Below are 24,366 nucleotides of genomic sequence, written 5' to 3'. Positions count from 1 at the left end.
CCTATCCGTATGGCCGGGCGCGGCAAGTGGTCAGACGCGGATCGAGCCGAGGTTCCAGATCGCGGCGAGCGATGCCTCGCCCACGCGGCTTTGCCGGGCGACGAGCGCCGCCACCGCGACCGGGTCGTTGCCACAGGCGGCGGAAGCCACCTCGCGCGCGACGTCCGAGAGCGTGCGCATCCCCACATCCTCGGCAATGCCGACGAGCGATTTCGACGCCTCGGCCAGCCGTGCGAATTCGCCTGAGGCCCATGCGGCCTCGGCAATGCAGAGCCGCTCCACGATCTCTTCGACCGACGCGCTGGCGGCCCGGTCGGCGCCCAGAACACCGATCTGATCGGCCAGTCTCACGATCTGCTCCATTTCCAGGCAGACCACTTCAGACGGCATCAGCGTTGCGACCTCATCCATCACGCACATCCTCGTACCCCTTGTTCGGAACGAGGTGTAATTGCACCCGGCAAAGAATTGATTGATAACAGCGGGAAAACGCCTTGCATTTTCATCGAATGCACCGGGCGAAACGAGGGGAACGCCCTATGAAACATGCCCGTCCGCTGCCCTCCTATCTGGCGCAGCGATATCATGGCTGGAAGGCCACGACCTTCGAAGAGAACCATGCGTGGTACCGACGGCTGGCCAACGAAGGTCAGCGCCCGCGTGCGATGATCGTGTCCTGCTGCGACAGCCGGGTGCATGTGACGTCGATCTTCGGAGCGGATCAGGGCGAGTTCTTCATTCACCGCAACGTGGCCAACCTCGTGCCACCCTACGAGCCGGACGGCGACCGGCACGGCACTTCGGCGGCGGTGGAATACGCGGTCACGGCGCTGAACGTGGCGCATCTGATCGTGCTCGGTCATTCGGGCTGCGGCGGCGTTGCCGGGTGCCATGCGATGTGCGCGGGCAATGCGCCCGAGCTGGAGGAGCGGTCGAGCTTTGTCGGGCGCTGGATGGATATTCTCCGGCCCGGCTATGAGCGGATCAAGGGCAAGTCGGAGGACGAGATTCGCGCGCTGGAACTGGAAGGCGTGCTGGTCAGTCTCGAGAACCTGATGACCTTCCCCTTCGTGGCGAAGGCGGTCGAGGACGGGTCGCTTACGCTCCACGGTCTCTGGACCGATATCGGGGAAGGGAGCCTCTTGGCCTATGACCCGGCTTCGGGGTCCTACAAGCCCGTCTGAAGCGTCTATTGCACTGTCAATCCGAGAGGCCGCGACCGCGTCGAGCGGAAGACGGGCGGCTGCCGGTCTATCTCGACATCCTGTGTCCGGCGCCGTGCCAGCAGGGGCGTGGCCTTCGCGGGACGATCCTTGATGAAATCGAACAGGCGCTTGTCATGCCGGGATGGGGTCAGTGTCAGGGCCACGCTCGTCTCCTTTGCAGGCGGCAGGGGATACGGGTCTTGGCACTCGTCAGGAACAGGAATGGGCAGATTGCCCATGGGTGGTCAGGCGCGGGTCTTGCCCACGGAATACAGGAAGAACCCTTTAGAGGTCCGGCGGCGCTGCCGCTTGGCGCGCTCGGCGGCGAGGGTCACGGGCTCGGACGGTCCGGTAATGGCGCGGGACGTTTGAGGCTGGGTCGCGGCGCGGGCGAAGCCGAGGACCCGCGCGGTCATCCGACCTCCCGCCGCCGGCATGGTCTCGGTCGAGGCGGCAAGCGCGCGCAAAGCGGCCTTCTCGCGGCGTTCGAGCCCGTCCATCAAGCTTTGCACCTGGTCTTCGGTCACGGGGGTCATGGGTTGGTCCTGGGTCGGCAGTCACTTGGCAACACACCCAGCATCTGGCCCATTGTGGCCGGAATTCAGCGGAATTGTGGCGCGATTGAGGCGGACGGCCGTGGCGGACATGCCCAGGCGGCGCGGGCGCGTCGCGCGGCGCTCGCTGCCCCTTGTATTGTTGGCTGAGTCGCCTCGGTCATGGGGTTCAGCCTGCAGAAGACCGCGCGAGGGTGACGCAGGGCGCCGCCTGAACAATGGCCGATACCGAAAGGGACTGAACAGGATAGCGAAACAAAGAAGGGCCGCCCCGAAGGGACGGCCCGAATCTCCCGACCGAATTCCGGCGGAAATCAGCCCTTTTTCAGGACCCGATTCCCCAGAAGTTCGGCGATTTGCACCGCGTTCAGCGCGGCGCCCTTCCTCAGATTGTCGCTGACGCACCAGAAGTTCAGACCGTTGTCGATGGTCGAATCCTGGCGGATGCGGCTGATGAAGGTGGCGAAATCGCCCACGCATTCGATGGGCGTGGTATAGCCGCCATCCTCGCGCTTATCGACGACCATGATGCCCGGGCTTTCGCGCAGGATCTCGCGGGCCTCTTCCTCGTCGAGGTGATCCACGGTCTCGATGTTGATCGATTCCGAATGGCCAACAAAGACGGGCACCCGGACGCAGGTCGCAGTGACCTTGATCTTGGGGTCAACGATCTTCTTGGTTTCCGCCACCATCTTCCACTCTTCCTTGGTGGAGCCGTCTTCCATGAAGACGTCGATATGGGGGATCACGTTGAAGGCGATCTGCTTGGTAAATTTCGAGGGCGCGACCTCGGATGTCGGGTTGTAGATCGACTTGGTCTGATCCCAGAGCTCGTCGATCCCCTCTTTCCCGGCGCCCGACACCGACTGATAGGTCGAGACCACGACCCGCTTGATCGTCGCGCGGTCGTGCAGGGGCTTCAGCGCCACCACCATCTGCGCGGTCGAGCAGTTGGGGTTGGCGATGATGTTCTTGTTTTTCACCATCTCGATCGCGTCGGGGTTCACTTCCGGCACGATGAGCGGGATTTCGGGGTCGTAGCGATAGAGCGACGAGTTGTCGATCACCACGCAGCCCGCCTTGGCGGCCTTGGGCGCATAGGTCTTGGTCGCGTCCGAGCCGATGGCGAAGAGCGCGATATCCCAGCCGGTGAAATCGAAAGTGTCGAGGTCCTTGGTCTTCAGTGTCTTGTCGCCATAGCTGACCTCTGTGCCAAGCGATTTGCGGCTGGCAAGAGCCACAACCTCATCGGCAGGAAACTGGCGCTCGGCCAGGATGTTCAGCATTTCGCGGCCCACATTGCCCGTGGCGCCGACGACAGCGACGCGATAGCCCACTTTGACCTCCTATGGTTTTGGGGACGCGTCCCTCTATCCCCTGCCCCTTCCAATGGAAAGCGTTTTGTCCGGTCAGCCCGCATTCTGAGACTATTTGACAGCCCCCCTGTCTTCTTTGGGTCTGGAAAATCCCGGGGGAGTCACCGAAGGTGACGGGGGCAGAGCCCCCATGACCCGCTCCCATTGGAGAGATGATGTCCGAATTGCCCTACCGCCCCTGTGTCGGCGTTGTTCTTGCCCGCGCGGACGGGCGTATTTTCACCGGCGAACGGATCGATACGCCCGGCGCCTGGCAGATGCCGCAGGGCGGGATAGACGCGGGCGAGACGCCCGAGGTGGCGGCGCTCAGGGAACTCGAGGAAGAGACCGGGGTGCCGCCCGCCCTCGTCACGGTCGAGGCCGAGCATCCCGACTGGATCGACTATGACCTGCCCGATCACCTTTTGGGGAAGATGTGGGGCGGGAAGTATCGCGGGCAGACGCAGAAATGGTTCCTGCTGCGGTTCCGGGGTGAAGACGGTGATATCGACATCGCCCGGCATCACAAGGAATTCGCCCGCTGGCGCTGGTCGGCGGCGGACGAGGTGCTGTCGGGTATCGTGCCCTTCAAGCGCGCTGTCTACGAGCGTGTCATGGACGGGTTCCGCGACCGGCTCTGATCGCCTGCTGGCCATGAGAACAAAACGTGAATATACTTCCCCCGAGTCGGGCCGGGCGCGATTTCTTGACAAGAAATCGGTAGGGGCTCCGCCCCTCGGCGCTGCGCGCCTCACCCCGGAGTATTTTCGAACAGAAGAAGACAGAATTGGCCTTTGCGGAACTCGATATCACCTCGAACTTCACCTTCCTCACGGGGGCGTCGCATCCTGAGGAATATGTGGACCGCGCCGCACTTCTGGGGATCGGGGCGGTGGCCATCGCGGACGAGAATTCGGTGGCGGGGATCGTGCGCGCCCATGCCCGCATCCGCGAGATCGCCCGGCAGGTCGAGGAGCGCGCGCGGATCGGGCTGATCGGGCCGCCCGCGCCGGTGGAGGCATGGGCAAAGTGCCCTCTTCTGGCCGAGAGTTATCCCGGATCGGCGGCGCGGCGGCGGGCGGGCACGCTGGCGCCGGAAGAAACGCAAGACTTTCTTGACGGTCCGAAAGCCGCGTTCGAGACCCGCCCCGCCCCGCCTCCGCCGCTCGACGCTTCGGCCGCCATTCTGAACGTGCCGCGTCTGATCCCGGCGGCACGGATCGTTCTGGTGGACGGCTTTACCGTAACCGCCCTGCCCCGAGACCGGGCAGGCTGGGGCCGGCTTTGCCGGCTGATATCACGGGGGCGGCTTCGGGCCGAGAAAGGGTCCTGCCAGTTGCGCTTCGACGATCTTCTGGAGTTCGGGGCGGGCCAGGCGCTGCTCCTCCACCCGCCAGAGGCGCAGGCGGGCGTCGGCGGCGCGAGCCTCTGGCGGTCACAGGCGGAACGGCTGTCGCGCCGCTTTCCCGGAGATGTCCGGCTTCTGATGGCACCGCGCTATGACGGCGAGGACCCGGCGCGCTTCGACCGGCTGGCCGCTCTGGCGGACAGTCTGGGCCTCGAGACCGTCGCCTCGGCCAGCCCGCGGATGCATCACGGCGCCCGGCGCAAGCTGGCCGATGTGCTGACCGCGATCCGGAGCGGGTTGAGGGTCGAGGAGCTGGGCCGCGCGGCGCTTGCCAATGCCGAAGAGCGGCTTCGGTCCGAGGCCGAGATGCGGCGCATCTTCGGGCCTCACGAGGGGGCGGTCGACCGGGCGGCGGCGCTGGCCGCGCGCCTGACCTTCTCTCTGGACGAGCTCCGCTACGAATACCCGTCCGAAGCGGTGGGCGGGGAGACCGCGTCCGAGCGGCTTCACCGGCTGGCCCATGAAGGGCTGGCGTGGCGCTATCCCTCGGGCGCGCCGGATCATGTGCGAAAGCTGCTCGACCACGAGCTCGGGCTGATCTCGAAACTGCGCTACGAGCCTTATTTCCTGACCGTCAACGATATCGTGGCCTTTGCCCGGTCCCGCGGCATTCTCTGCCAGGGGCGCGGGTCCGCCGCTAACTCGGTGGTCTGCTACTGCCTCGGGGTCACGTCGGTCTCGCCCGAGATCGGCACCATGGTCTTCGAGCGCTTCGTGTCCGAGGCCCGGGACGAGCCGCCCGACATCGACGTCGATTTCGAGCATGAGCGGCGCGAAGAAGTGATCCAGCACATCTACGAGCGCTACGGACGGCACCGCGCCGGGCTTTGCGCCACGGTCATCCATTACCGGGGCAAGCGCGCGATCCGCGAGGTTGGCCGCGCCATGGGTCTGAGCGAGGACACGATCGGCGCGATTTCGTCCCAGCTCTGGGGGTTCTTCGACACCTCGGGCATGGCGGACCAGCAGCTCAGAGAGATCGGGCTCGACCCGACAGACCGGCGGCTGGCGCAGACGCTGGAGCTGATCTTCGAGATACAGGGCTTTCCCCGGCACCTTTCCCAGCATGTGGGCGGCTTCGTCATCACCGAGGGGCGGCTGGACGAACTGGTTCCTGTCGAGAACGCGACGATGGAGGACCGGACGGTCATCTGCTGGGACAAGGACGATATCGACGCGCTCGGCATCCTCAAGGTCGATGTGCTGGCGCTTGGAATGCTCTCCTGCATCCGGAAGGCCTTCGACCTGATCGGGCGGCATCACCAGGTGGACTATACGCTCGCCACGCTGCCGCCCGAGGACCCGGCGACCTATGACATGCTCTGCAAGGCGGACAGTCTCGGCGTCTTTCAGGTGGAAAGCCGGGCGCAGATGAACTTCCTGCCCCGGATGAAGCCGCGCTGTTTCTACGACCTCGTGATCGAGACGGCGATCATCCGGCCCGGCCCCATTCAGGGCGACATGGTGCATCCCTACCTCAGGCGCCGGAACGGGGAGGAGAAGGTCGAGTTTCCGTCGGACGCGCTCGGGCAGGTGCTGGGCAAGACGCTCGGCGTGCCGCTCTTTCAGGAGCAGGCAATGCAGATCGCCATCGTGGGCGCGGGCTTCGCCCCGGAAGAGGCCGACCGGCTGCGCCGCGCGCTCGCAACCTTCAAGAAGCTCGGGAACGTGAGCGAGTTCCGCACGCGCTTCATGAAGGGGATGCGGGAGAACGGCTATGACGACGATTTCGCGGAACGCTGTTTTTCCCAGATCGAGGGCTTCGGCTCGTACGGGTTTCCCGAAAGCCACGCGGCGAGCTTCGCGCTTCTGGTCTATGCCAGCGCCTGGCTGAAACGCCATCATCCGGGCATCTTCGCCTGTGCGCTTCTGAATTCGCAGCCCATGGGGTTCTATGCGCCCGCGCAGATCGTGCGCGACGCCCGCGAGCACGGGGTCAGCGTGCGCCCGCCCGATATCAACGCGTCGACCTGGGACAACGTGATGGAGCCCGACGGGCAGGGCGGGCTGGCGCTGAGACTGGGCTTCCGCCAGATCAAGTCGATGCGTGAGGAGGAGGCCGCCTGGATCGCGGCGGCGCGCGGCAACGGCTATCGCTCGGTCGAGGATGTCTGGCGGCGCGCGGGCGTGGAGCCGCGGCTTCTCCGGGTGCTGGCCGAAGCGGATGTCTTCGCCTCGCTCGGGCTGGCCCGGCGCGAGGCGCTCTGGGCGGCGGCGGCCATCGGGGGCGAGAAGCCGCTGCCCCTCTTCGCGGGCGACATGGACGGCGAGGGCATCACCGAGGCGGCGGCGCATCTGCCGGCGATGAGCGCGGGCGAAGAGGTGGTCGAGGATTACGTCTCGATGCGGCTGACCCTCAGGCACCACCCGATCGCGTTTCTCAGGCACAAACTGACGCCAGGCCGGGCACCGCTGGTCGAAGCAGGCCCCGGTGCCGCGCCCGATCCGGGAGGGTTTTCCCGCGCGACGGGGCTGATCCGGACCGATATCTGGGGGCGCGAGGGGGATACGGATTCGCGGCGGGAAAGCCGTCGGCGCTGAGATGAGGTATTGCGCTGCGGGCTTCGCCCGCCTTCGAGTATTTTTGAAAAGAAGAAGCGAGGTGCGCCCCCCGGCATTGAAACCGGGAGGGCGGCTTCTCCTTTTACGGCCATCGGCTCTCCAGCCTGTACCGCAGGCGCAGAAGACGACAATTTTACTAAAATTTGGTTTCTTCTTTTTAGAAATACTCCCGCCGAAGGCCGCCTGCGCAGCAGGCGATTGCGCGGATTCCATGCGAAACTGTATGGATTTGATGCGAAAATCAGGAATTCTCATGCGCAAGATGCCGGCTATATAGCGCGGATCACCGCCACAGACATCGCGCCGAGACGTTCCAGGGAGCCCCCGACGCCCAGACCGGAAAGGCCATATCATGCACGTCTTCAACGATCCTCAAAGCAAGCGCTATGCCCGCATCGCGGGGCTGTTCTATCTCACCATCGCCGTCGCGGGCGGCTATGCCATTGCCTACGTGCCTGCCGAACTCTTCGGCGGGAAGTCAGCCGGGACGCTGGCCGAAATCGCGGCGCGGCCGGGGTTCTTTCTGTCCGGCATCGCGGGCGACGTGGTGATGATGCTGGCCGAGGTCGTGGTGACCGCCATGCTTTTCTTCATGTTCCGTCCGGTCAGCCCTGCGCTGTCGCTTGCCGCCGCGCTGGCACGCTTCGCGATGGTGGCCGTCATGGCGACCATGCTGTTCTTTCAGGCAGCGCTCTACATGATCGCAACCGGCGCGATGCCGCTCGACGGTATGACCGGCGCGATGCGGGCCGATCTGGGCGACCTTCTGCGCGCGATGCACGACGCTGGTGTCTGGATCTGGCAGATCTTCTTCACCGTCCATCTCTGGCTTCTGGGGGCGCTTGTCCTGACCTCGGGGTGGTTTCCCCGGCTGCTCGGCCTCGGCCTGATCGTCGGCGGCACGGGGTATCTCGTGGACAGCATCCATGCCTTCGCCCTCCCGGACATGGCCCTGCTCGGCATCCTCAAGGTGGCGCTTCTGATAATCGTGACGCTATCGGAACTGGGCTTCGCGCTCTGGCTGGTTATCCGGGGGCCGCGCGTGGCTTGATTTGGCTCAAGGACCGGCGCGGGCGGCAGGGCGCATTCTGCCCACGACACGCGCAACAGGGAGGTCCGGCCATGGCCGAGACGACGCTAGACATATCCACCGGAAAGATCGTCCGGGTGATCTTTCTCTGCCGGGAATACGGGCCGGACAGCCCGCATCTGAGCGACTACATCTCTGGCCTGAACGAGGACGAACAGGTTTCGCTGGTGGCGCTCATGTGGGTGGGGCGGGACAGTTTCGATGCCGACGATCTTGACGAGGCGCTGGAGACCGCGCGGACCGAGGCCACAGCGCCGACCGAGCAATACCTTTCGGGCATTCCCGACCTTGCCGAATATCTCGAATCCGGAATGGAGGCTTTGGGCATGAACGTCACCGACGCCGAGGATCATTTCCGCGATCGCGACTGACAAAGGGTGTCAGTTGCCGGGATGGCGGAGGCATGTGACCCGGTGTAGGTTTTCGCCATGACAGACGACCTGCCCCGCTGTTTCGGCAGCACATCCGCACTTTACGCGCAGTATCACGACACCGAATGGGGCGTGCCCGTGCGGGACGACAGGACACTGTTCGAGATGCTGATCCTCGAAGGCGCTCATGCGGGCCTGTCCTGGGAGACGATCCTGAAAAAGCGCGAGGGCTATCGTGAGGTCTATCACGGCTTCGACGTGGCCCGCGTCGCCGCGATGACGGATTTCGAGTTACAGAAGGCGCTGAACAACCCGGCCATCGTGCGGCACCGCCAGAAGGTGCCCGCGGCGCGGCGGAATGCGCGGGTGTTTCTGGAGATGCAGGACGAGTTCGGCAGTTTCTCGGACTGGCTCTGGTCTCATGTGGGGGGCGAGCCGGTCGTCGGCCACTGGGAGACGATGGCGGACATGCCCGCGCGGACAGCCCTTGCGGACGGGATCTCGAAAGACCTGAAGAAGCGCGGGATGAGCTTTGTCGGGCCGACGATCATTCAGGCCTATCTGCAGGCGGTGGGCGTTCTGAACGACCACCACAAGGGGTGCTGGCGCTACGGTGCCTCAGCGTAGGCGGCGGAGGATGTCATAGCTGGCATAGCCGTCGGGGATCAGGCCCTTGGATGCCTGAAAGCGGCGGATCGCCTGGATGGTGTTCGGGCCGATGATCCCGTCCACGCCCTGCGTGTTGAAGCCTCGCTTGGTCAGAAGCTGCTGCATTTCCTTCTTCTCGGCGAAGCGCAGGTTCCTGTCGTCGCGGGGCCAGCCGGAACGGATGGCAGGCTTGCCCGCGATGCGGTCGGACAGGTGGCCGACGCCGATCACATAGGCGTCCGCCGTGTTGTAGCGCTCGATCACGTGGAAATTGTCGAAGATCATGAAGGCGGCGCCCTGCGCGCCCGCGGGCAGCAGGATGGACGAGCGGCCATGGTTCGGCACGACCGAGCCGTCGGCGGCGCGAACGCCCTGGGCCGCCCAGTCGCGGGGGCTTTTCTTGATGCGCTCGCCCGTCTGGCTGTAGTCGAAGCCGCGCGGCAGGCGGACCTCGACGCCCCAGGGCTGGCCCTTGGTCCAGCCGAAACGCCTGAGGTAGGCGGCGGTGGAGGCCAGCGCGTCGGCGGGGTTGTCCGACCAGATGTCACGCTTGCCGTCGCCGGTGAAATCGACGGCATAGGCGAGGTACGAGGTCGGGATGAACTGGGTGTGGCCCATTGCGCCTGCCCAGCTTCCGGTCATGCGGCGGGGGGCGACGTCGCCCGCCTGAATGATCTTGAGCGCGGCGATGAGCTGTTCCTCGAAGAACCGCCCGCGCCGCCCGTCGAAGGCGAGCGTTGCCAGCGCCTCGATGATGGGCGTCGACCCGCGATAAGAGCCGTAGGCGCTTTCCAGCCCCCAGACCGCGACGACGACCTCGGCCTCGACGCCGTAGCGGTCCTCGATCCCGGCCAGAAGGCGGCCGTGGTCGCGCATGGCCTGACGGCCGTTCCGGACCCGCGTGTCCGAGACGGCGCTGTCGAGATACTCCCAGATCTGCTTGGTGAATTCGGACTGGTTCCGGTCGCGCTGGATCACGTCGGCATTGTAGCGGACCCCCTGAAAGGCGGCGTCGAAGACGCTGTCTCGGATGCCTGCCGACCGGGCGCGGGACCGGAAGCGGTCGATCCAGCGGGTGAAGGCGATATTCGCGCTGTTCGCCTGGGCCTGGATCATGGGCGCTCCTTCAGGGCGGGGCTGGGGAATGAGCGAGACATCGGGTGCGGCGGGCGCGGGAGAGGCCGCCGACGGTCCGGAGAGACTGAGGATCGTAAGGAATGTGGCCAGGGCCGCACGCATGAAAACACCTGTTTTGATCTTTGGGTCGCTGCTCTTTTTCCTGAAGGATAGTCGATTCCGGGGATTCGGAAAAGCGGCCTCCGGGGGCGGTCGGCAATACGCCGCCCGAAAGGTCAGGAGCGTTTGCGGCTGACCTTGCGCTTGGTCTTGGCGGCCTTGGCCTTGGCCTTTTTCGCCTTGCGCCGGACGGGGCCGCGCTTGCGGCCCGCGCCGGAGGTACGGGGCAGCGTTGCGCCGTCGACCTCCAGAAGCTCCAGCATCAGGCCACCGGTCACCGGCACCGCCTCGGTCAGCCGCACGGTGACGCGCTGACCCAGCCGGATCACGCGGCCGCTGTCGGCACCCATGAGCGACTGCTCGTCGGCGTCGAAGTGGAAATACTCGCCCCCGAGAGAGCGGACCGGGATCAGACCGTCCGCGCCGGTCTCGTCCAGCTTCACGAAGGCCCCGAAGCGCTGCACGCCAGAGATGCGGCCCGTCAGGTCGGTGCCGACGCGCTCGGACAGGTAGGCGGCGAGGTAGCGGTCGGTCGTGTCGCGCTCGGCGGCCATCGAGCGGCGCTCGGTCTCGGAAATGTGCTCGGCGGTGGCGTCCAGTCCGGCGGCCTCTTCCATCGTCATCCCGTCATCGCCCCAGCCATGGGCCGCGATCAGGCCGCGATGGACGACGAGGTCGGAATAGCGGCGGATGGGCGAGGTGAAATGCGCGTAGGCCGACAGAGCCAGGCCGAAATGGCCGAAATTCTCGGGGCTGTAATAGGCCTGCGTCATGGCGCGAAGCGTCGCCATGTTGATCAGCTCGTCGTGGTCGGTGCCTTCGGCCGCGGCCAGAAGCCGGTTCAGGTGGCGGGTCTGAAGGACCTGCCCCTTGGCCAGCACCAGCCCGGCGGCCTCGACGATCTCGCGAAGCGCGTCGAGTTTCTGGGGCTGCGGTTCCTCGTGGACACGGTAGAGAAGCGGTTGCTTTTTCGCGCGGAGCGTCTCGGCGGCGGCGACGTTGGCGAGGACCATCATGTCCTCGATCAGCCGGTGGGCGGTCAGACGCTCTCTGAAGGCAACGGACGTGACCTCGCCCGCGTCGTTCAGGACGATCCGGCGCTCGGGCAGATCGAGATCCAAGGGCTGGCGCGCCTCACGGGCGCGGGCCAGCGCCCGGTGCGCCGCGAAGAGCGGCCGGATGACCGGGTCGAGCAGAGGTTCGGCGCGTTCGGACGGGGAGCCATCTTCGGCGGACTGCGCCTCGTCATAGGTGAGCGAGGCGCGGGAACGGATCATCCCCCGCTGAAAGCTCTGCCCGCGCTTCTCGCCATCGGCGCCGATGACCATGCGGACGGCGATCACCGCGCGGGAGACGCCCTCGTGTAGCGAGCAGAGGTCACCCGACAGCCGGTCGGGCAGCATGGGCACGACACGGTCGGGGAAATAGGTGGAGTTGCCGCGCTTGCGCGCCTCAGTGTCCAGCGCCGAGCCGGGGCGGACGTAATGCGCGACATCCGCGATGGCGACCCAGATGACATGACCGTCGGGGTTGTCCCTGGCGTCGTCGGCATGGGCATAGACCGCGTCGTCATGGTCGCGGGCGTCGGCCGGGTCGATGGTGACAAAGGGCAGGTCGGTGAGGTCCTCGCGCCCCTCGCCCGTGGCGGGGTGCATGGCGTCGGCCTCGGCAATCGCGGCATCGGGGAAGGCGTCGGGAATGCCGTGCTGATGGATCGCGATAAGCGAGACGGCCTTGGGCGCGCCGGGGTCGCCCAGACGCGTCACGATGGCGGCGCGCGGCAGTCCCATGGAGTTCTTCGGCCCGGCCTGTTCGGCCTCGACCAGTTCGCCGTCCTTCGCGCCCCTCACCCCGTCGGGCGCCACGCGCCACTCGCGGTCGGCGCCCTTGTCGATGGGAACGATGCGCCCGCCCTCGGCATGGGCGCGGAAGATGCCCAGCACGCGGCGGGGATTGGTGCCGATGCGGCGGATCAGGCGGCCTTCATAGGCGTGGTCCTCGGCCTTGACCTGGGTGAGCCGGGCGAGGATGCGGTCGCCCTCGCCAAGGGCAGGGTCGGAGGCGCGGAGGATCAGGAGGACGACCGGTTCGGTCCCCTCGCCCTGCCATTCGAGCGGGCGGGCGAAGAGATCACCGTCGGCATTCGGGCCGGTGACCATCAGGACCGAAACGGGCGGCAAGCGCTCGGGGTCGCGATAGGTCTTGCGGCGCTTTTCCAGATGGCCGTCCTCTTCCAGCTCTTTCAGCACGCGCTTGAGGTCGATCCGGTCAGCCCCCTTGATCCCGAAGGCCCGGGAAATATCGCGCTTCGAGGTCTGGGTGGGGTTCTCGGAGATCCAGGCGAGGATCTCGTCCTTGGACGGTATACGGGCCATGTCGCCGGGTAGCACGCGGACGGGAAGACGTCACGCGGTTTCGGGGCGGGTCTCAAGGGGGCTGTCTGCCCCCTCTTGGCCTGCGGCCAATTCACCCCCGAGGATTTCCCGGACCCAAAGAAAGACGGACCGTTTCAGCCGGATGTGAGGCGGGTCATCATCATCCGGTGGGGGATGCCTGCGTCGATGAATTCGGGGCCGACAGCCTGAAAACCGAGCGGCTCGTAGAAGGCGAGGGCGTGGGTCTGAGAGCCGAGCCAAGCTTCGCGGAGGCCGCGGGCGCGGAGTTCTTCCAGGGCGGCCAGCATGAGCGCGCGGCCCGCGCCCTGTCCGCGCGCGCTGTCAAGGACGGCGACGCGGCCGATCTTGCCCGTCTCGCCGTCGATCAGCATCCGCGCGGTGCCGATGGCATCTCCGTCCTGGTACGCCAGAAGGTGCAGCGCCTCGCCGTCGCGGCCGTCGACCTCTTCCTCCTCGGGGACGTTCTGGCCCTCGATGAAGACCACGCGGCGGATGGCGAGGCAGGTGGCGAGGTCGTCGGTCAGACCGACGGTGATGGCGCTCATGCGAACCAGTCTTTCAGGATGCGGGAATAGACCGATTTGAGCTGGCCGATCTGGGCGACCTCCACCCGTTCGTCGACCTGGTGCATGGTCTGGCCGACGAGGCCGAATTCGACCACAGGACAGTGGGCGCGGATGAAGCGCGCGTCGGAGGTGCCGCCAGAGGTCGAGAGTTCGGGCGTCACGCCGGTTTCGGCCTGAACCGCGTTCGCGATCAGCGCAGATAGCTCGCCCGGCGGGGTCAGGAAACTCTCGCCCGAGACGCGCACGGTCATGGCGAATTCGATGCCAGTTTCTTCGGTCACGCGGGCGGCTTCGGATTTCATCCAGCGGGTCAGCGCCTCCGAAGAATGCAGGTCGTTGAAGCGGAGATTGACGGTCATCCGGCACGCCGCCGGGATCACATTGGTCGCCGGGTTACCGGTGTCGATGGTGGTGACGGCCAGCGTCGAGGGGTCGAAATGCTCGGACCCTTCGTCCAGCGTATGGCTCGCCAGCCGGTCGGCCAGCCGGGCCATGGCGGGCACCGGGTTCTTCGCGCGGTGGGGATAGGCGGTGTGGCCCTGCACGCCCGAGGCGACGATATGGGCGGACATCGAGCCGCGCCGCCCGATCTTGATCATGTCGCCGAAGGTTTCGGGGCAGGTCGGCTCGCCCACGAGGCAGACGGTCATAGCCTCGCCCTCTGCCGCCATGCGGTCGAGGATGGCGCGGGTGCCGTCCGCGGCGTCACCTTCCTCGTCGCCGGTCACCGTGATCAGGATCGCGCCCTCCGGGGGCGTTTCGGTCACGAAGTCTATGGCGGCGGCGACGAATGCGGCTACGCCGGATTTCATGTCGGTCGTGCCGCGCCCATACATCCAGCCGTCCCGCAGCTCGGCGCCGAAGGGTTCGGCGCTCCAGTCGGCGGGATCGCCCACGGGGACCACGTCGGTATGGCCGTTGAAGCCGAAGGTGCGGGCGTGGCCCTTGTCGCCCCAGCGGGCAATCAGGTTCGAGACCTCGCCCCGGTCGGCACGAATGCAGTCGAAGCCGGCGGCGGCAAGCGCCTCTTCCAGAAGCGAAATGGCGCCGCCTTCCTCCGGAGTGACGGAGGGGCAGCGGACGAGGCGGGCGGTCAGGTCGGCGGGATCGGTGCTCATTCCGCTCTGCTACCCCGAGGTCGGCGGGACATCAACGGGCACGCTTTACCGCCGGGTGAGAGAAAAGGCTTTCGAAACGGGGCGTTTTCAGGCACCCTGTGGATAACTATAACCCGAGGCAGGGTTCCGTTCGTCACGAAGAACACTTCGGGCGCGCGATCTGAACAGGCAAGCGGCACCGGTATGACCGGTGGCGGGCCCGGCCTCGTATATGAGAACGAGGCAGAGGCAGTGCCCAGCGTTCCAGAGGTACCCGGCGCAAGCGCGCTCGAGATGGCGAAGGCCATTCTCGGGAGCGGCATCCGCGTGGTCGGTGCGTCGTTCTCGGGCAATCGCGATGTGTCCGGGCTGGGCGCGGATGGCTCGGCGGTTCTGTCCACCGGCGCCTCGCAGGACGCGCCCTCGGCGCATATCGACATCGATTTCATTCCAGAGACCGACCACCTTGGCCTGTCCATGGCCCTCGTCGCGGACGAGGTGCCGATTTCGGGCGGCGAACGGCTGTTGTCGGACGGGGTGACGATCTGGATCAACGGGCATCGTCAGGCGATGCGGCCCGCACAGGTCTCACGGCGTGCCGAAGGACAGGCGGATGGCCACGTCCCTGTGGCCGCCACCGCGGACGCCGGCCTCCGGATCGGGATGGGCGCGGTTCTGGGCGTCTGGAAATCCCGCGTGAACTCGATCCGGATCGCGACGCGCACCCTTGGCGCGGCGGCGGTTCTGTCGGCGCTGGCGGTCCGGGCCGAGGCGAATAACGGGCAGGCCGTGGGCAATCCGTCCAACGGCAACGGGGGGAACGATTCCCCGCGTGGCAATGCCGACAACGGGAACGGCAACGGTGGCGGCGGTGGCGGTGGCGGCGGCGCGAACAACTTCACCGCCGTGGACGACACGGTCGACATCTGGGAAGACGCGTCGGTCACGGTCGATCTCAGGGCCAACGATGTCGGCCCCGGACAGAGCGTCATCTTCATCACCGAGATCAACGGGCAGGCGGTCGAGGTGGGCGACACCGTCGACATCGGCAATGGCGAGACCGTCACGCTCAATGCGGACGGCACGGTCACCATTACTGCCGACGACAGCGGCGTGATCCAGGGCACGTTCGACTACACGGCGGCCTATGGAACCGGGAACGCCCGGCAGCTCGACACGGCAGTCGTCACGCTGAACACGGTGCCCTGCTTCGTGGCCGGGACGCTGATCCGCACGCCGGACGGGCCGCGTGCGGTCGAGAGCCTCGGCGTGGGGGACATGGTGGTGACGCGGGACGATGGGCCTCAGCCCATTCGATGGATCGGGCGGCGAACCATGGCGGCCGAAGGCGCGATGGCTCCGGTCGAGATCGCACGGGGTGTCTTCGGTGACCATGACCGCATCCGGGTATCTCCCCTGCACCGCATTCTGGTGCGAAACACCCATGCCGAGCTTCTGTTCGGATCAGCCGAGGTTCTGATCGCTGCGCGCGACCTGATCGACGGGCGGAAGGTGCGTCAGATCGAGGGCGGAACTGTGGACTATGTCCATATCCTGTTCGACCGGCATCAGGTGGTCTGGTCGAACGGGCTGTTGTCCGAGAGCTTCCTGCCCGGCCCCCAGACAGCCGAATGCTTCGAACGCGAGGTGATCGAGGAGATCTGCGCGATCTTCCCCGAGCTCGACCCCGAGACAGGCGAAGGTTACGGCCCTGCGGCGCGGCCAACGCTCAAGAGCTTTGAGGCGAAACTGCTGTCAGCCTAGGGATGCGATGGCCGGGGCAAGCTCGGCGGGCCGGTCGATCCGGGCAGCGGCGCCGGTCCATTCGTCCTCGCTGCCATAGCCCCATGTCACGGCGATCGTGGGCATACCGACGCGCGCGCCTGCGTCCATGTCGTGGTGACGGTCGCCGACCATAACAGAGCTGTCCGGGCGGTGTCCGGTCTCTTGCAGCGCATAGGCCAGAAGATCGCCCTTGTGCGCGCGGGTTCCATCCAGTTCGGGGCCGAACTCGGCCACCATGTAGCGCGAGAGACCGAAATGCGCGGTGATCAGCCGGGCATAGGCGTGAGGCTTGGCGGTGGCGATGAACAGCTCGGCGCCAGTGTCGGCCAGCGTGTCGAGCATGTCGAACACGCCGTCATAGACCGAGGCGGTGAACATGCCGCTGGCCTGATAATGCGCGCGGTAGAGCGCGATCGCCTTGTCCGGATCGCGGACACCGGCGCGGGCGAAACTGTCCTGAAAGGGCGGGCCGATCATCCAGGTGAGGTCGCTCGCGGCCAGTTCGTCATGGCCGGTTTCCTGAAAGGCATGGCGAAGCGAGGATTCGATCCCCGGTTTCGAATCCATGAGCGTGCCGTCGAGGTCGAGAAAGATCGCCTTCATGCGTCCGCTTCCCCGTCGTCATCCCCGAAAAACGGAGTCATCTGCACGACGATCACGGCATTGTCGGCCAAGGCGCGGTCCATCAGCGCACGCTCGTCCTCGTCGATCTCGTGACCCTCGGCCAGACGCTCGTCAAGCGTGCCGTGGCCGGTGACGTCGAGAGGCGCAAGATCGGCCTGTTTCAGGACGGCAACCGTCTCGCGCACTGCTTCGGCCTCGTCCACGCCGCTGGCGAAGCACATCAGCGCTGCGCCGGTTGCGCCATCGGGCAGGCCGTCGCCCGCCTTGCGGCCCACCTGCACCACCAGCGTATAGACCTGCTGGCTTTTCTTCTTGTCACCCTTCGCCATGGCAAGGCACTTGGCAGAGGACGCCCTGCCTTGCAAGACGTCAGGTGCGACCGGACAGAGCTAGACCGGAGACCACGGGATCAGCCGCACCCGCTCGGGCGCGGGCGGCGCGATCGAGGCCGGACGCTCGTAGAGATAGCGAATGACGGCAAGGTCCGCCGGCGCGGCCGTATAATCGGCCATCTCACCCCAGACGGCACCCGCGACGCGCGGATCGGCGTTCTTGCGGACAAGCGCCAGAAGCTCGGGATGCGCCGGGCTGTCTAGAAGCCTGGCCATGGGCTGTGTCAGGCACTCTTCCGGGTCCGGCTCGGGGTCGATCAGAAGCTGTCCCGTGGCTGCGCCGATACGGAAGCCGTTCATCAGGGCCGAACGGCTGGAGGGATCGGCCAGCGCATAGTGCGCGCGGAAGCTGTCCCAGTTCCAATAGAGGTCGTCGCCCCCCTGCCCGTCCTGAAGACGGTCCAGAAGCAACAGCGCCGTTGCCGCGATGAAGGCAGGGAAATCCTGATCCGGCTGGGCCGCCGCGAAAAGACACGCGGAATAAAGCGCCTCGTCCCGAGGGAGATCAAACCGCCCCCCGGATCGTGACAAGATCGTATCGAGCGCACGCGCCGCGTCGCCCGAACCACCCGGCATGTCTCCAAGCATCCGCTCAATCGTCGCAGAGCTCGTCTCGGCCATGAGGGCGCGCAAATCGCCCACGGCCTGCCGGATGCGAAATACATTCGCTAAACCATTAACCATTCATGAAGGTTAATGGAGACCGGTGACCGAATAGGGACGGCTTCGGGGCCGACCGACTACCGCGCGAAATCAGTTCGTTTCGCGGGCGAGAACAGTCAGCCCGGATTGTGGCAGCGGATCAGTCGCGCAGAAGCTCGTTGATACCGGTCTTCGAGCGCGTCCTCTCGTCCACCCGCTTCACGATAACGGCGCAGTAGAGGTTGATTCCGTTCTTCGACGGCATCGAGCCCGCGACAACCACCGAATAGGGCGGCACTTCGCCATACATGACCTCGCCGGTCTCGCGATCGACGATCTTGGTGGACTGGCCGATAAAGACACCCATGCCAAGGACCGAGCCTTCGCGGACGATACAGCCCTCGACCACCTCGGACCGTGCCCCGATGAAGCAGTTGTCCTCGATGATGGTCGGGCCCGCCTGCATCGGCTCAAGCACGCCGCCGATGCCGACGCCGCCAGACAGGTGCACGTTCTTGCCGATCTGCGCGCAGGAACCGACCGTGGCCCAGGTGTCGACCATGGTGCCGCTGTCGACATAGGCGCCGAGGTTCACAAAGGACGGCATCAGGACGACGCCCGGCGCGATATAGGCCGATTTCCGCACGATACAGTTGGGCACGGCGCGGAACCCGGCGGCCTTCCACTGATTGTCGCCCCAGCCCTTGAACTTGCTGTCGACCTTGTCCCACCAGCCGCCGCCTTGCGGGCCACCGCTTTGTTCTTCCATGTCTTTCAGCCGGAACCCCAGCAGAACGGCCTTTTTCGCCCACTGGTTCACATGCCAGGTGCCGTCGTCGCCACGTTCGGCCACGCGTAGCTCACCGCTGTCCAGCGCATTGAGCGTATCCTCGATCGCTTCGCGGGTCTCGCCCTTGGTGGACGGGCTGATGCCGTCGCGGGCATCCCAGGCGGCTTCGATGGCGGTTTCAAGCGCGGCATTCGACATGGATCGGTCCTTCCCCTCAAAGCTGTCGCGCGCCACATAGCGCGACGGAACCCGGGGGGCAATGGAGCCTCGTCAATGGACAAGGCCGCCCGCGTCTGCGAGGCATGTGGGATCAACGGTTCGAGGAGTACCAGATGAACGACGAGCGCCAGCGCGTTTTCCGCGACGCCCATCAGGATATCGAAACCGCGCGCGGCATTCCCGACACGCCGCAGACCCGCTCGCCGTCCTACCGTCTTGCCTTCAGCGACGCGGATTTCCTCTGCCGTGACGAGTTGCGTCCGGTGCGTCTGCAACTGGAACTGCTGAAGCCCGAGATGCTGATGACCGAGGCCGGCATCACTTCGACCGTGGTTCTGTTCGGCGGCGCGCGCATCCCCGAGCCCGCCAAGCGCGATACGGCCCGGACCGAAACCTTGGCCGATCTCAGTCATTTCTATGACGTGGCACGGGATTTTGCCCGTATTCTGACCGAACGGTCGCTGGCCGAGGGCAAGGGCGAAAACGTCATCGTCACGGGCGGCGGCCCCGGCGTGATGGAGGCGGGCAATCGCGGCGCGGCGGATGCGGGCGGGCAGTCCATCGGACTTAACATCGTCCTGCCCCACGAGCAGGCGCCGAACCCCTATGTGACGCCGGAACTGGCCTTCAACTTCCACTATTTCGCGATCCGGAAGATGCATTTCCTCATGCGCGCTGCCGCCATCGCCGTCTTTCCCGGCGGTTTCGGTACGCTGGACGAGCTTTTCGAGTCGCTGACCCTGATTCAGACCGGCCGGATGCGCCGCGTTCCCTTCCTGCTTTTCGGGCGGGATTTCTGGGAGCGGATCATCGACTGGTCCGCGCTGGCCGACGCGGGCACCATCTCGGACGACGATCTGGATCTCTTCCGGTTCGTCGATACCGCCGAAGAGGCCATCGCGATCATGGATGACTGGCACCTGCCCCGGACCAAGCGCGACGGCGTGCCCGGCCGCTAGCGGTAGGGAACGGAACGGCCCTCGCAAGTGTTGGGCCGGATTGATTTGGACAGGAAAGGGAACACGCAAATGGGTTTCATTGCATGGTTGATCATCGGCGGGCTGGCGGGCTGGCTGGCCTCAATGTTCATGAACAAGAGCCAGGGCATCCTGATGAACATCCTGGTGGGGATCGTGGGCGCCTATATCGGCGGGTTTCTCGGCAGTGCGCTCGGCATCACTGCGAGCGGCTTCGTCGGATCGCTGATCATCGCGACCGTGGGCGCCGTGATCCTTCTCTGGATCGTGGGCAAGCTCAAGAAATCCTGATCAGCCGAGACCCGTCTCGGCCGCGATCTCTGCGCGCGATTTCCGCGCTCGCTCGGTCGCGGATTTGAGCTGACCGCAGGCTGCCATGATGTCCTCGCCCCTCGGCGTGCGGATGGGCGAGGCATAGCCGGCCTTGTAGACGATATCGGCAAAGGCCTCGATCCGTTCCCAGTCCGAGCGCTCATAGGGCGCGCCGGGCCATTCGTTGAAGGGGATAAGGTTGATCTTGGCGGGGATGCCCTTGATCAGGTTCACCAGCCGGCGCGCATCCTCGTCGCTGTCGTTCACACCTTTCAGCATAACGTATTCGAAGGTGATCCGCTCGGAGTTCGACGCCTTGGGATAGGCGCGAAGCGCGTCGAGCAGCCCGGCAATCGGCCATTTCTTGTTGATCGGCACCAGCTTGTCGCGCACCTCGTCCGTGGTGGCATGGAACGACACGGCCAGCATGCAGCCGATCTCTTCGGCCGTCCGCGCGATCTCGGGCACGACGCCGCTGGTCGACAGGGTGATCCGGCGACGGGACAGGCTGATGCCCTCGCCGTCCATGGCCACCTTCATCGCGTCGCGCACGGCCTCGAAGTTATAGAGCGGCTCACCCATGCCCATCAGAACGATGTTCGACAACAGGCGCGGCCCCGCCTCGCCCGTGCCGGTGCCGGGTTCGGGCCATTCGTCCAGATCGTCGCGGGCCACCATGATCTGGCCGACGATCTCGCCCGCCGTCAGGTTCCGGACCAGCTTCTGCGTACCGGTGTGGCAGAAGGAGCAGGTCAGCGTGCAACCGACCTGTGACGAGATGCAGAGCGTGCCGCGATCGGTCTCGGGGATATAGACCACCTCGACCTCGTGGCCGCCCGCGATCCTTACAAGGTACTTGCGTGTTCCGTCGGCGCTGACGTTGCGGCTGACGACCTCGGGCACGGCGATCACGAAGCGCTCGGCCAGCTCGGCGCGGTAGGCCTTGGAGAGGTTCGTCATCGCCTCGAAATCGCGGACGCCCCAGTGATAGACCCACTGCCAGATCTGGCCCACGCGCATCTTGGCCTGCTTCTCGGGCGTGCCCGCCGCGATCAGCGCATCGCGCAGCTGATCACGGGTCAGACCGACGATGTTCATCGGCCCCTCCGGCAACTTCCGGGGGATCGTCATGACATCCTGTGTGATCGGCGCGGTGGCGGTCATCTTGGGCACTCTCGTTCAGAAGCCGCTCATATAAGCGATACTGCCCGAATTGCAAAAGCAATCCGTTTCTTTGGGTCCTGGAAATCCTGCAGCATTTCGAATTGCAAAGGATCGGCTTTCGCTGCCTCGCCCTTTGGGCGAACGCAAAACCGATGCAAGATTATATAATTGAAATTCGAAACGCTGTTGGGGGGTGAATGTGCGCGAAGCCGCGCAGAGGGGGGCAGACAGCCCCCCCTGCAACAGGCATCGCTTACGACGCGCAGCGGCGTTCCGCGTCCTCGATCATCGCGGTCGCACCAAGAAGCGAGAACGTGTCCTGCGTCTGGGTCCCGCGCGACGAGCGCGCCGTCACGACCGCGTTGGCGCCGCGCTTGATGGCGGTGATGATCTTCTGGTCGTCCGCAGGCGTCGCGGGCCAGGCGTATTCGCCTTCCGTGAACATCTCGAAGGTGGTCCCGCCGATATCCAGTGTCACGGTCGAGCCCTCGGCGAAGGGATATCCGCCGGTGAAGCTGACCTCTCCCGCCACGCTCGACGCCGGGCGCCATGTCACGAAGAGGAGGATGTCCCCCCGACGGACCGACACCACGCGCCCGTCGCGCGTGTTCACGGTTTCCTTGGGCGCTGTGACCGCCCAGCATTCCCTCGGATCGGCCGCCTCGAAGACGGCCCAGTCCGTATCCGCCGCGACGCGGTTCGACACTTCCTGTGCAAACGCCGCCGGCGCCGCCACCGCGGCCGTTGCCGCGCCTAGGATGATACTCGCGATATGTGCTCTGAACATGCTGCTGCCTTTTCCCCGGTCTTCGGCACTGTCTTCAGGGCGCCGTTCGGACCTGAAAGCCCCTTATCAATAGGCGATCAATAACGTAATCCGGTTCAGGAACGAAACCCCCGAACGGCGGAAAATCGCCGCACATTCCCGCGAGGTTGTCCGATGTCCGATGCCGCCCTTCTGGCCGAAGTCACCCGAGGCGAGATCACCGAGTCCGTTCACCGGGGCCATGCGGCAATCGTCGGGCCGGATGGTGCATTGATCGACGGCTGGGGCGACCCTGACAAGGTCATCCTGCCGCGCTCGTCCTGCAAGATGATCCAGGCGCTGCCGCTTCTGGAATCCGGCGCGGGCCGGGATCTCGATGCCGTGCGGCTGGCGCTGGCCTCAGCCAGTCACGAGGGCGAACCGCGGCATGTCGAGCTTGTTTCACGCTGGCTGGGCGACCTCGGACTCGGCGCGCATGACCTGCTCTGCGGGCCGGAGGCGTCGCGCGACCCCGCGCACCACGACGAAATGATCCGCGCTGGAGAGGCCCCCACCCGCGTCCACAACAACTGTTCGGGAAAGCATACCGGCTTCCTGATGCTCGCCCGGCATCTGGGCGCCGGGCCGGACTATGTGGAGATGGATCACCCGGTGCAGAAAGCGGTGCGCGCCGCCTTCGAGGAGGTGACCGGCGCGCCCTCACCCGGATGGGGTATCGACGGCTGCTCGGCACCGAATTTTGCCACGACGCTCCGCAATCTGGCGGGCGCGATGGCACGCTTTGCCACCGCCATCGACGGCAGAGACGCACGGCAGTCGGCCATGGTCCGGCTGCGCGAGGCGATGATGGCGCATCCGGGTCTCGTCTCTGGCCGCCTCGCCGCCTGCAAGACATTGATGGACAGTGCTCCGGGCCGCTTCGTCGCGAAAACCGGGGCCGAAGGCGTCTATACCGCCATTCTGCCCGAGCGGGGGATCGGCATTGCCGTCAAGATCGACGACGGGGCCAAGCGCGCCTCGACTGCCGTCATCGCGGCGCTTCTGGTCCGGGTTGGCGCGGTTTCCGCCGATGCGCCGGGCATTGCCGCGTTACTGGCGCAGCCGGTTCCCAACCGGATGGGGGTCAACACGGGCCATGTCCGACCGGTGGCTGGCCTTACGGGGTGACGAAGTCGGCCCGGGCATAGCCCTGCAGGAACAGAAGCGCGGTCAGATCGCCGTGGTCCACCCGGACCGGTGCCTGAGCCGCGACGGATGGCTTGGCGTGAAGCGCCACGCCCATGCCCGCCGCCTCGATCATGCCGAGGTCATTGGCGCCGTCGCCCACCGCCACCGCCTCCATCGGGGTCACGCCCATGGCGGCGGTTATCTCGTTCAGTGCGGTGACCTTGGCGTCCCGCCCGAGGATCGGGCGCGCGACGTCGCCGGTGAGGGTGCCATCCGCCTCAAGGAGCGTGTTGGCCCGGTGCTCGTCGAAGCCGAGCTTTTCCGCGATCCGGCCTGTGAACTGAACGAACCCGCCCGAGACCAGCGCCGCCCGCGCGCCGCCCGCCCGCATCGTGGCGACCAGCTCGGGCCCGCCCGCGGCGAGCGTGATCCGCGTGTCGAGAACGCGGTCGATCACCGACACGGGCAGCCCTTTCAGAAGGCCGACACGCTCGGTCAGGGCCTCTTCGAAATCCAGCTCTCCGTTCATGGCCCGCGCGGTTATGCCCGCCACATGTGCGCCTACCCCCGCCTCGTCGGCCAACTCGTCGATGCATTCCTGACCGATCATGGTCGAATCCATATCCGCGATCAGAAGGCGTTTGCGGCGGCCCTCGGCGGGGACCACGTTCACATCAACCGACATGCCCGCCACATCCGCGCGAACCGGGTCGAGGTTCCCCGGTACCGCGGCAACCGGAAACTCCGCCGCCTCGTCGGGTGACAGCCAGACCGCCTCGCCCCCGCCCCATGCGGTTTGCAGGCTGGTGACGAGGGACGGGTCGAGAAGGCCGCGAGGCGCGATCAGAGAGACGACATACATGGTTTTCGGTCCGCTATAGACAGTTGCCCGCGATCTAGCGTCATATCGCAGCCTCGGAAACCCCCGCGGACGGAAAGCGGGCGACCACAGGTGCGGAGAGATTGGCGCGGCACGCCGATGGCGGGCTTTCGCCAGTCCCCGCGACGGGGTAGAACTGCGCAAAACGCACGAGCAGGAT

The 24,366-nt window shown here is 65.9% G+C and carries 25 protein-coding genes; 10 read left to right on the top strand and 15 right to left on the bottom strand.

Annotated features, from left to right (window positions below; translation table 11 throughout):
* Window positions 1-30: 30 nt before the first annotated feature.
* Complete coding sequence (locus GQ651_RS16200; protein ID WP_160765321.1) at window positions 31-411, bottom strand: hypothetical protein; 381 nt, start codon at window positions 409-411, stop codon at window positions 31-33.
* Window positions 412-539: 128 nt separating this feature from the next.
* Between GQ651_RS16200 and GQ651_RS16195 the strand changes: the two genes are divergently transcribed.
* Window positions 540-1,184 (top strand): carbonic anhydrase, encoded by a 645-nt coding sequence (locus GQ651_RS16195; RefSeq protein ID WP_160765320.1) that lies wholly within the window; start codon window positions 540-542, stop codon window positions 1,182-1,184.
* A gap of 5 nt (window positions 1,185-1,189) precedes the next feature.
* Here the strand turns inward: GQ651_RS16195 and GQ651_RS16190 are convergent, their stop codons facing one another.
* The 3 genes from GQ651_RS16190 to GQ651_RS16180 all read right to left on the bottom strand — a co-directional run bounded on the left by GQ651_RS16190 (window position 1,190) and on the right by GQ651_RS16180 (window position 3,096).
* Window positions 1,190-1,369 (bottom strand): hypothetical protein, encoded by a 180-nt coding sequence (locus tag GQ651_RS16190; RefSeq protein WP_160765319.1) that lies wholly within the window; start codon window positions 1,367-1,369, stop codon window positions 1,190-1,192.
* Between the two features lie 81 nt (window positions 1,370-1,450).
* Window positions 1,451-1,741 carry a hypothetical protein gene (locus GQ651_RS16185; protein ID WP_160765318.1) on the bottom strand — a complete coding sequence of 97 codons (291 nt, stop codon included), beginning with the start codon at window positions 1,739-1,741 and terminating at the stop codon, window positions 1,451-1,453.
* Window positions 1,742-2,073: 332 nt separating this feature from the next.
* A complete protein-coding gene (locus GQ651_RS16180; RefSeq protein ID WP_160765317.1) occupies window positions 2,074-3,096 on the bottom strand; it encodes an aspartate-semialdehyde dehydrogenase in 1,023 nt (340 codons plus the stop codon).
* A gap of 194 nt (window positions 3,097-3,290) precedes the next feature.
* Here GQ651_RS16180 and GQ651_RS16175 point away from each other — a divergent pair, with 194 nt between their 5' ends.
* The 5 genes from GQ651_RS16175 (at window position 3,291) to GQ651_RS16155 (ending at window position 9,172) form a co-directional block, all read left to right on the top strand.
* Entirely contained in the window at window positions 3,291-3,755 is a 465-nt protein-coding gene (locus tag GQ651_RS16175) for an RNA pyrophosphohydrolase (protein WP_227258310.1), read from the top strand.
* Window positions 3,756-3,901: 146 nt separating this feature from the next.
* Window positions 3,902-7,063 (top strand): error-prone DNA polymerase, encoded by a 3,162-nt coding sequence (locus GQ651_RS16170; RefSeq protein ID WP_160765315.1) that lies wholly within the window; start codon window positions 3,902-3,904, stop codon window positions 7,061-7,063.
* Between the two features lie 373 nt (window positions 7,064-7,436).
* Window positions 7,437-8,135, top strand: a complete 699-nt coding sequence (locus GQ651_RS16165) for a DUF4386 domain-containing protein (protein ID WP_160765314.1) — start codon at window positions 7,437-7,439, stop codon at window positions 8,133-8,135.
* Between the two features lie 71 nt (window positions 8,136-8,206).
* Window positions 8,207-8,545: a DUF3775 domain-containing protein gene (locus GQ651_RS16160; RefSeq protein ID WP_160765313.1), complete on the top strand. Its 339-nt coding sequence runs from the start codon at window positions 8,207-8,209 to the stop codon at window positions 8,543-8,545.
* A 57-nt stretch (window positions 8,546-8,602) separates the two neighbouring features.
* Window positions 8,603-9,172: a DNA-3-methyladenine glycosylase I gene (locus tag GQ651_RS16155; RefSeq protein ID WP_160765312.1), complete on the top strand. Its 570-nt coding sequence runs from the start codon at window positions 8,603-8,605 to the stop codon at window positions 9,170-9,172.
* Here the strand turns inward: GQ651_RS16155 and GQ651_RS16150 are convergent.
* The 4 genes from GQ651_RS16150 to dapE all read right to left on the bottom strand — a co-directional run bounded on the left by GQ651_RS16150 (window position 9,164) and on the right by dapE (window position 14,509).
* Complete coding sequence (locus GQ651_RS16150) at window positions 9,164-10,432, bottom strand: lytic murein transglycosylase (protein WP_160765311.1); 1,269 nt, start codon at window positions 10,430-10,432, stop codon at window positions 9,164-9,166. The two genes, GQ651_RS16155 and GQ651_RS16150, sit on opposite strands and share 9 nt — an antisense overlap.
* A 113-nt stretch (window positions 10,433-10,545) precedes the next feature.
* Window positions 10,546-12,804, bottom strand: a complete 2,259-nt coding sequence (gene rnr / locus GQ651_RS16145) for a ribonuclease R (RefSeq protein ID WP_160765310.1) — start codon at window positions 12,802-12,804, stop codon at window positions 10,546-10,548.
* A 134-nt stretch (window positions 12,805-12,938) separates the two neighbouring features.
* Window positions 12,939-13,370, bottom strand: a complete 432-nt coding sequence (locus GQ651_RS16140) for a GNAT family N-acetyltransferase (RefSeq protein ID WP_227258308.1) — start codon at window positions 13,368-13,370, stop codon at window positions 12,939-12,941.
* Complete coding sequence (gene dapE / locus GQ651_RS16135) at window positions 13,367-14,509, bottom strand: succinyl-diaminopimelate desuccinylase (protein WP_160765309.1); 1,143 nt, start codon at window positions 14,507-14,509, stop codon at window positions 13,367-13,369. Before dapE ends, GQ651_RS16140 begins: the two co-directional genes overlap by 4 nt.
* Window positions 14,510-14,692: 183 nt before the next feature.
* Here dapE and GQ651_RS16130 point away from each other — a divergent pair, with 183 nt between their 5' ends.
* Window positions 14,693-16,252 carry a Hint domain-containing protein gene (locus GQ651_RS16130; protein ID WP_160765308.1) on the top strand — a complete coding sequence of 520 codons (1,560 nt, stop codon included), beginning with the start codon at window positions 14,693-14,695 and terminating at the stop codon, window positions 16,250-16,252.
* Here GQ651_RS16130 and GQ651_RS16125 read toward each other — a convergent pair.
* The 4 genes from GQ651_RS16125 to dapD all read right to left on the bottom strand — a co-directional run bounded on the left by GQ651_RS16125 (window position 16,244) and on the right by dapD (window position 18,919).
* Window positions 16,244-16,876: an HAD hydrolase-like protein gene (locus GQ651_RS16125; RefSeq protein ID WP_160765307.1), complete on the bottom strand. Its 633-nt coding sequence runs from the start codon at window positions 16,874-16,876 to the stop codon at window positions 16,244-16,246. The genes GQ651_RS16130 and GQ651_RS16125 overlap by 9 nt on opposite strands.
* On the bottom strand, window positions 16,873-17,226 hold the full coding sequence (locus GQ651_RS16120) for a hypothetical protein (RefSeq protein WP_160765306.1): 354 nt from the start codon (window positions 17,224-17,226) through the stop codon (window positions 16,873-16,875). Before GQ651_RS16120 ends, GQ651_RS16125 begins: the two co-directional genes overlap by 4 nt.
* A 60-nt stretch (window positions 17,227-17,286) precedes the next feature.
* Window positions 17,287-17,910: a hypothetical protein gene (locus GQ651_RS16115; RefSeq protein WP_160765305.1), complete on the bottom strand. Its 624-nt coding sequence runs from the start codon at window positions 17,908-17,910 to the stop codon at window positions 17,287-17,289.
* Window positions 17,911-18,091: 181 nt separating this feature from the next.
* Window positions 18,092-18,919, bottom strand: a complete 828-nt coding sequence (gene dapD, locus GQ651_RS16110) for a 2,3,4,5-tetrahydropyridine-2,6-dicarboxylate N-succinyltransferase (RefSeq protein WP_160765304.1) — start codon at window positions 18,917-18,919, stop codon at window positions 18,092-18,094.
* Window positions 18,920-19,053: 134 nt separating this feature from the next.
* Here dapD and GQ651_RS16105 point away from each other — a divergent pair, with 134 nt between their 5' ends.
* Both GQ651_RS16105 and GQ651_RS16100 read left to right on the top strand, forming a co-directional pair.
* Window positions 19,054-19,899, top strand: coding sequence for an LOG family protein (locus GQ651_RS16105; protein WP_160765488.1), 846 nt, complete (start codon window positions 19,054-19,056; stop codon window positions 19,897-19,899).
* Window positions 19,900-19,968: 69 nt separating this feature from the next.
* Window positions 19,969-20,208 (top strand): GlsB/YeaQ/YmgE family stress response membrane protein, encoded by a 240-nt coding sequence (locus GQ651_RS16100; protein WP_160765303.1) that lies wholly within the window; start codon window positions 19,969-19,971, stop codon window positions 20,206-20,208.
* On the opposite strand, the gene rlmN is transcribed toward GQ651_RS16100, so the two are convergent.
* Complete coding sequence (rlmN, locus tag GQ651_RS16095; RefSeq protein ID WP_160765302.1) at window positions 20,209-21,393, bottom strand: 23S rRNA (adenine(2503)-C(2))-methyltransferase RlmN; 1,185 nt, start codon at window positions 21,391-21,393, stop codon at window positions 20,209-20,211. It lies immediately after the preceding gene.
* A gap of 253 nt (window positions 21,394-21,646) precedes the next feature.
* Entirely contained in the window at window positions 21,647-22,180 is a 534-nt protein-coding gene (locus GQ651_RS16090; RefSeq protein ID WP_160765301.1) for an invasion associated locus B family protein, read from the bottom strand.
* A 153-nt stretch (window positions 22,181-22,333) separates the two neighbouring features.
* On the opposite strand from GQ651_RS16090, the gene GQ651_RS16085 reads away from it, so the two are divergent.
* Window positions 22,334-23,326 carry an asparaginase gene (locus GQ651_RS16085; protein ID WP_160765300.1) on the top strand — a complete coding sequence of 331 codons (993 nt, stop codon included), beginning with the start codon at window positions 22,334-22,336 and terminating at the stop codon, window positions 23,324-23,326.
* Here GQ651_RS16085 and serB read toward each other — a convergent pair.
* A complete protein-coding gene (gene serB, locus GQ651_RS16080; protein ID WP_160765299.1) occupies window positions 23,316-24,188 on the bottom strand; it encodes a phosphoserine phosphatase SerB in 873 nt (290 codons plus the stop codon). The genes GQ651_RS16085 and serB overlap by 11 nt on opposite strands.
* Window positions 24,189-24,366 lie beyond the last annotated feature (178 nt).

The sequence above is a fragment of the Kangsaoukella pontilimi genome (assembly GCF_009830125.1).
Classification (GTDB): domain Bacteria; phylum Pseudomonadota; class Alphaproteobacteria; order Rhodobacterales; family Rhodobacteraceae; genus Kangsaoukella; species Kangsaoukella pontilimi.
This window is presented reverse-complemented; position numbering and strand designations above follow the sequence as displayed.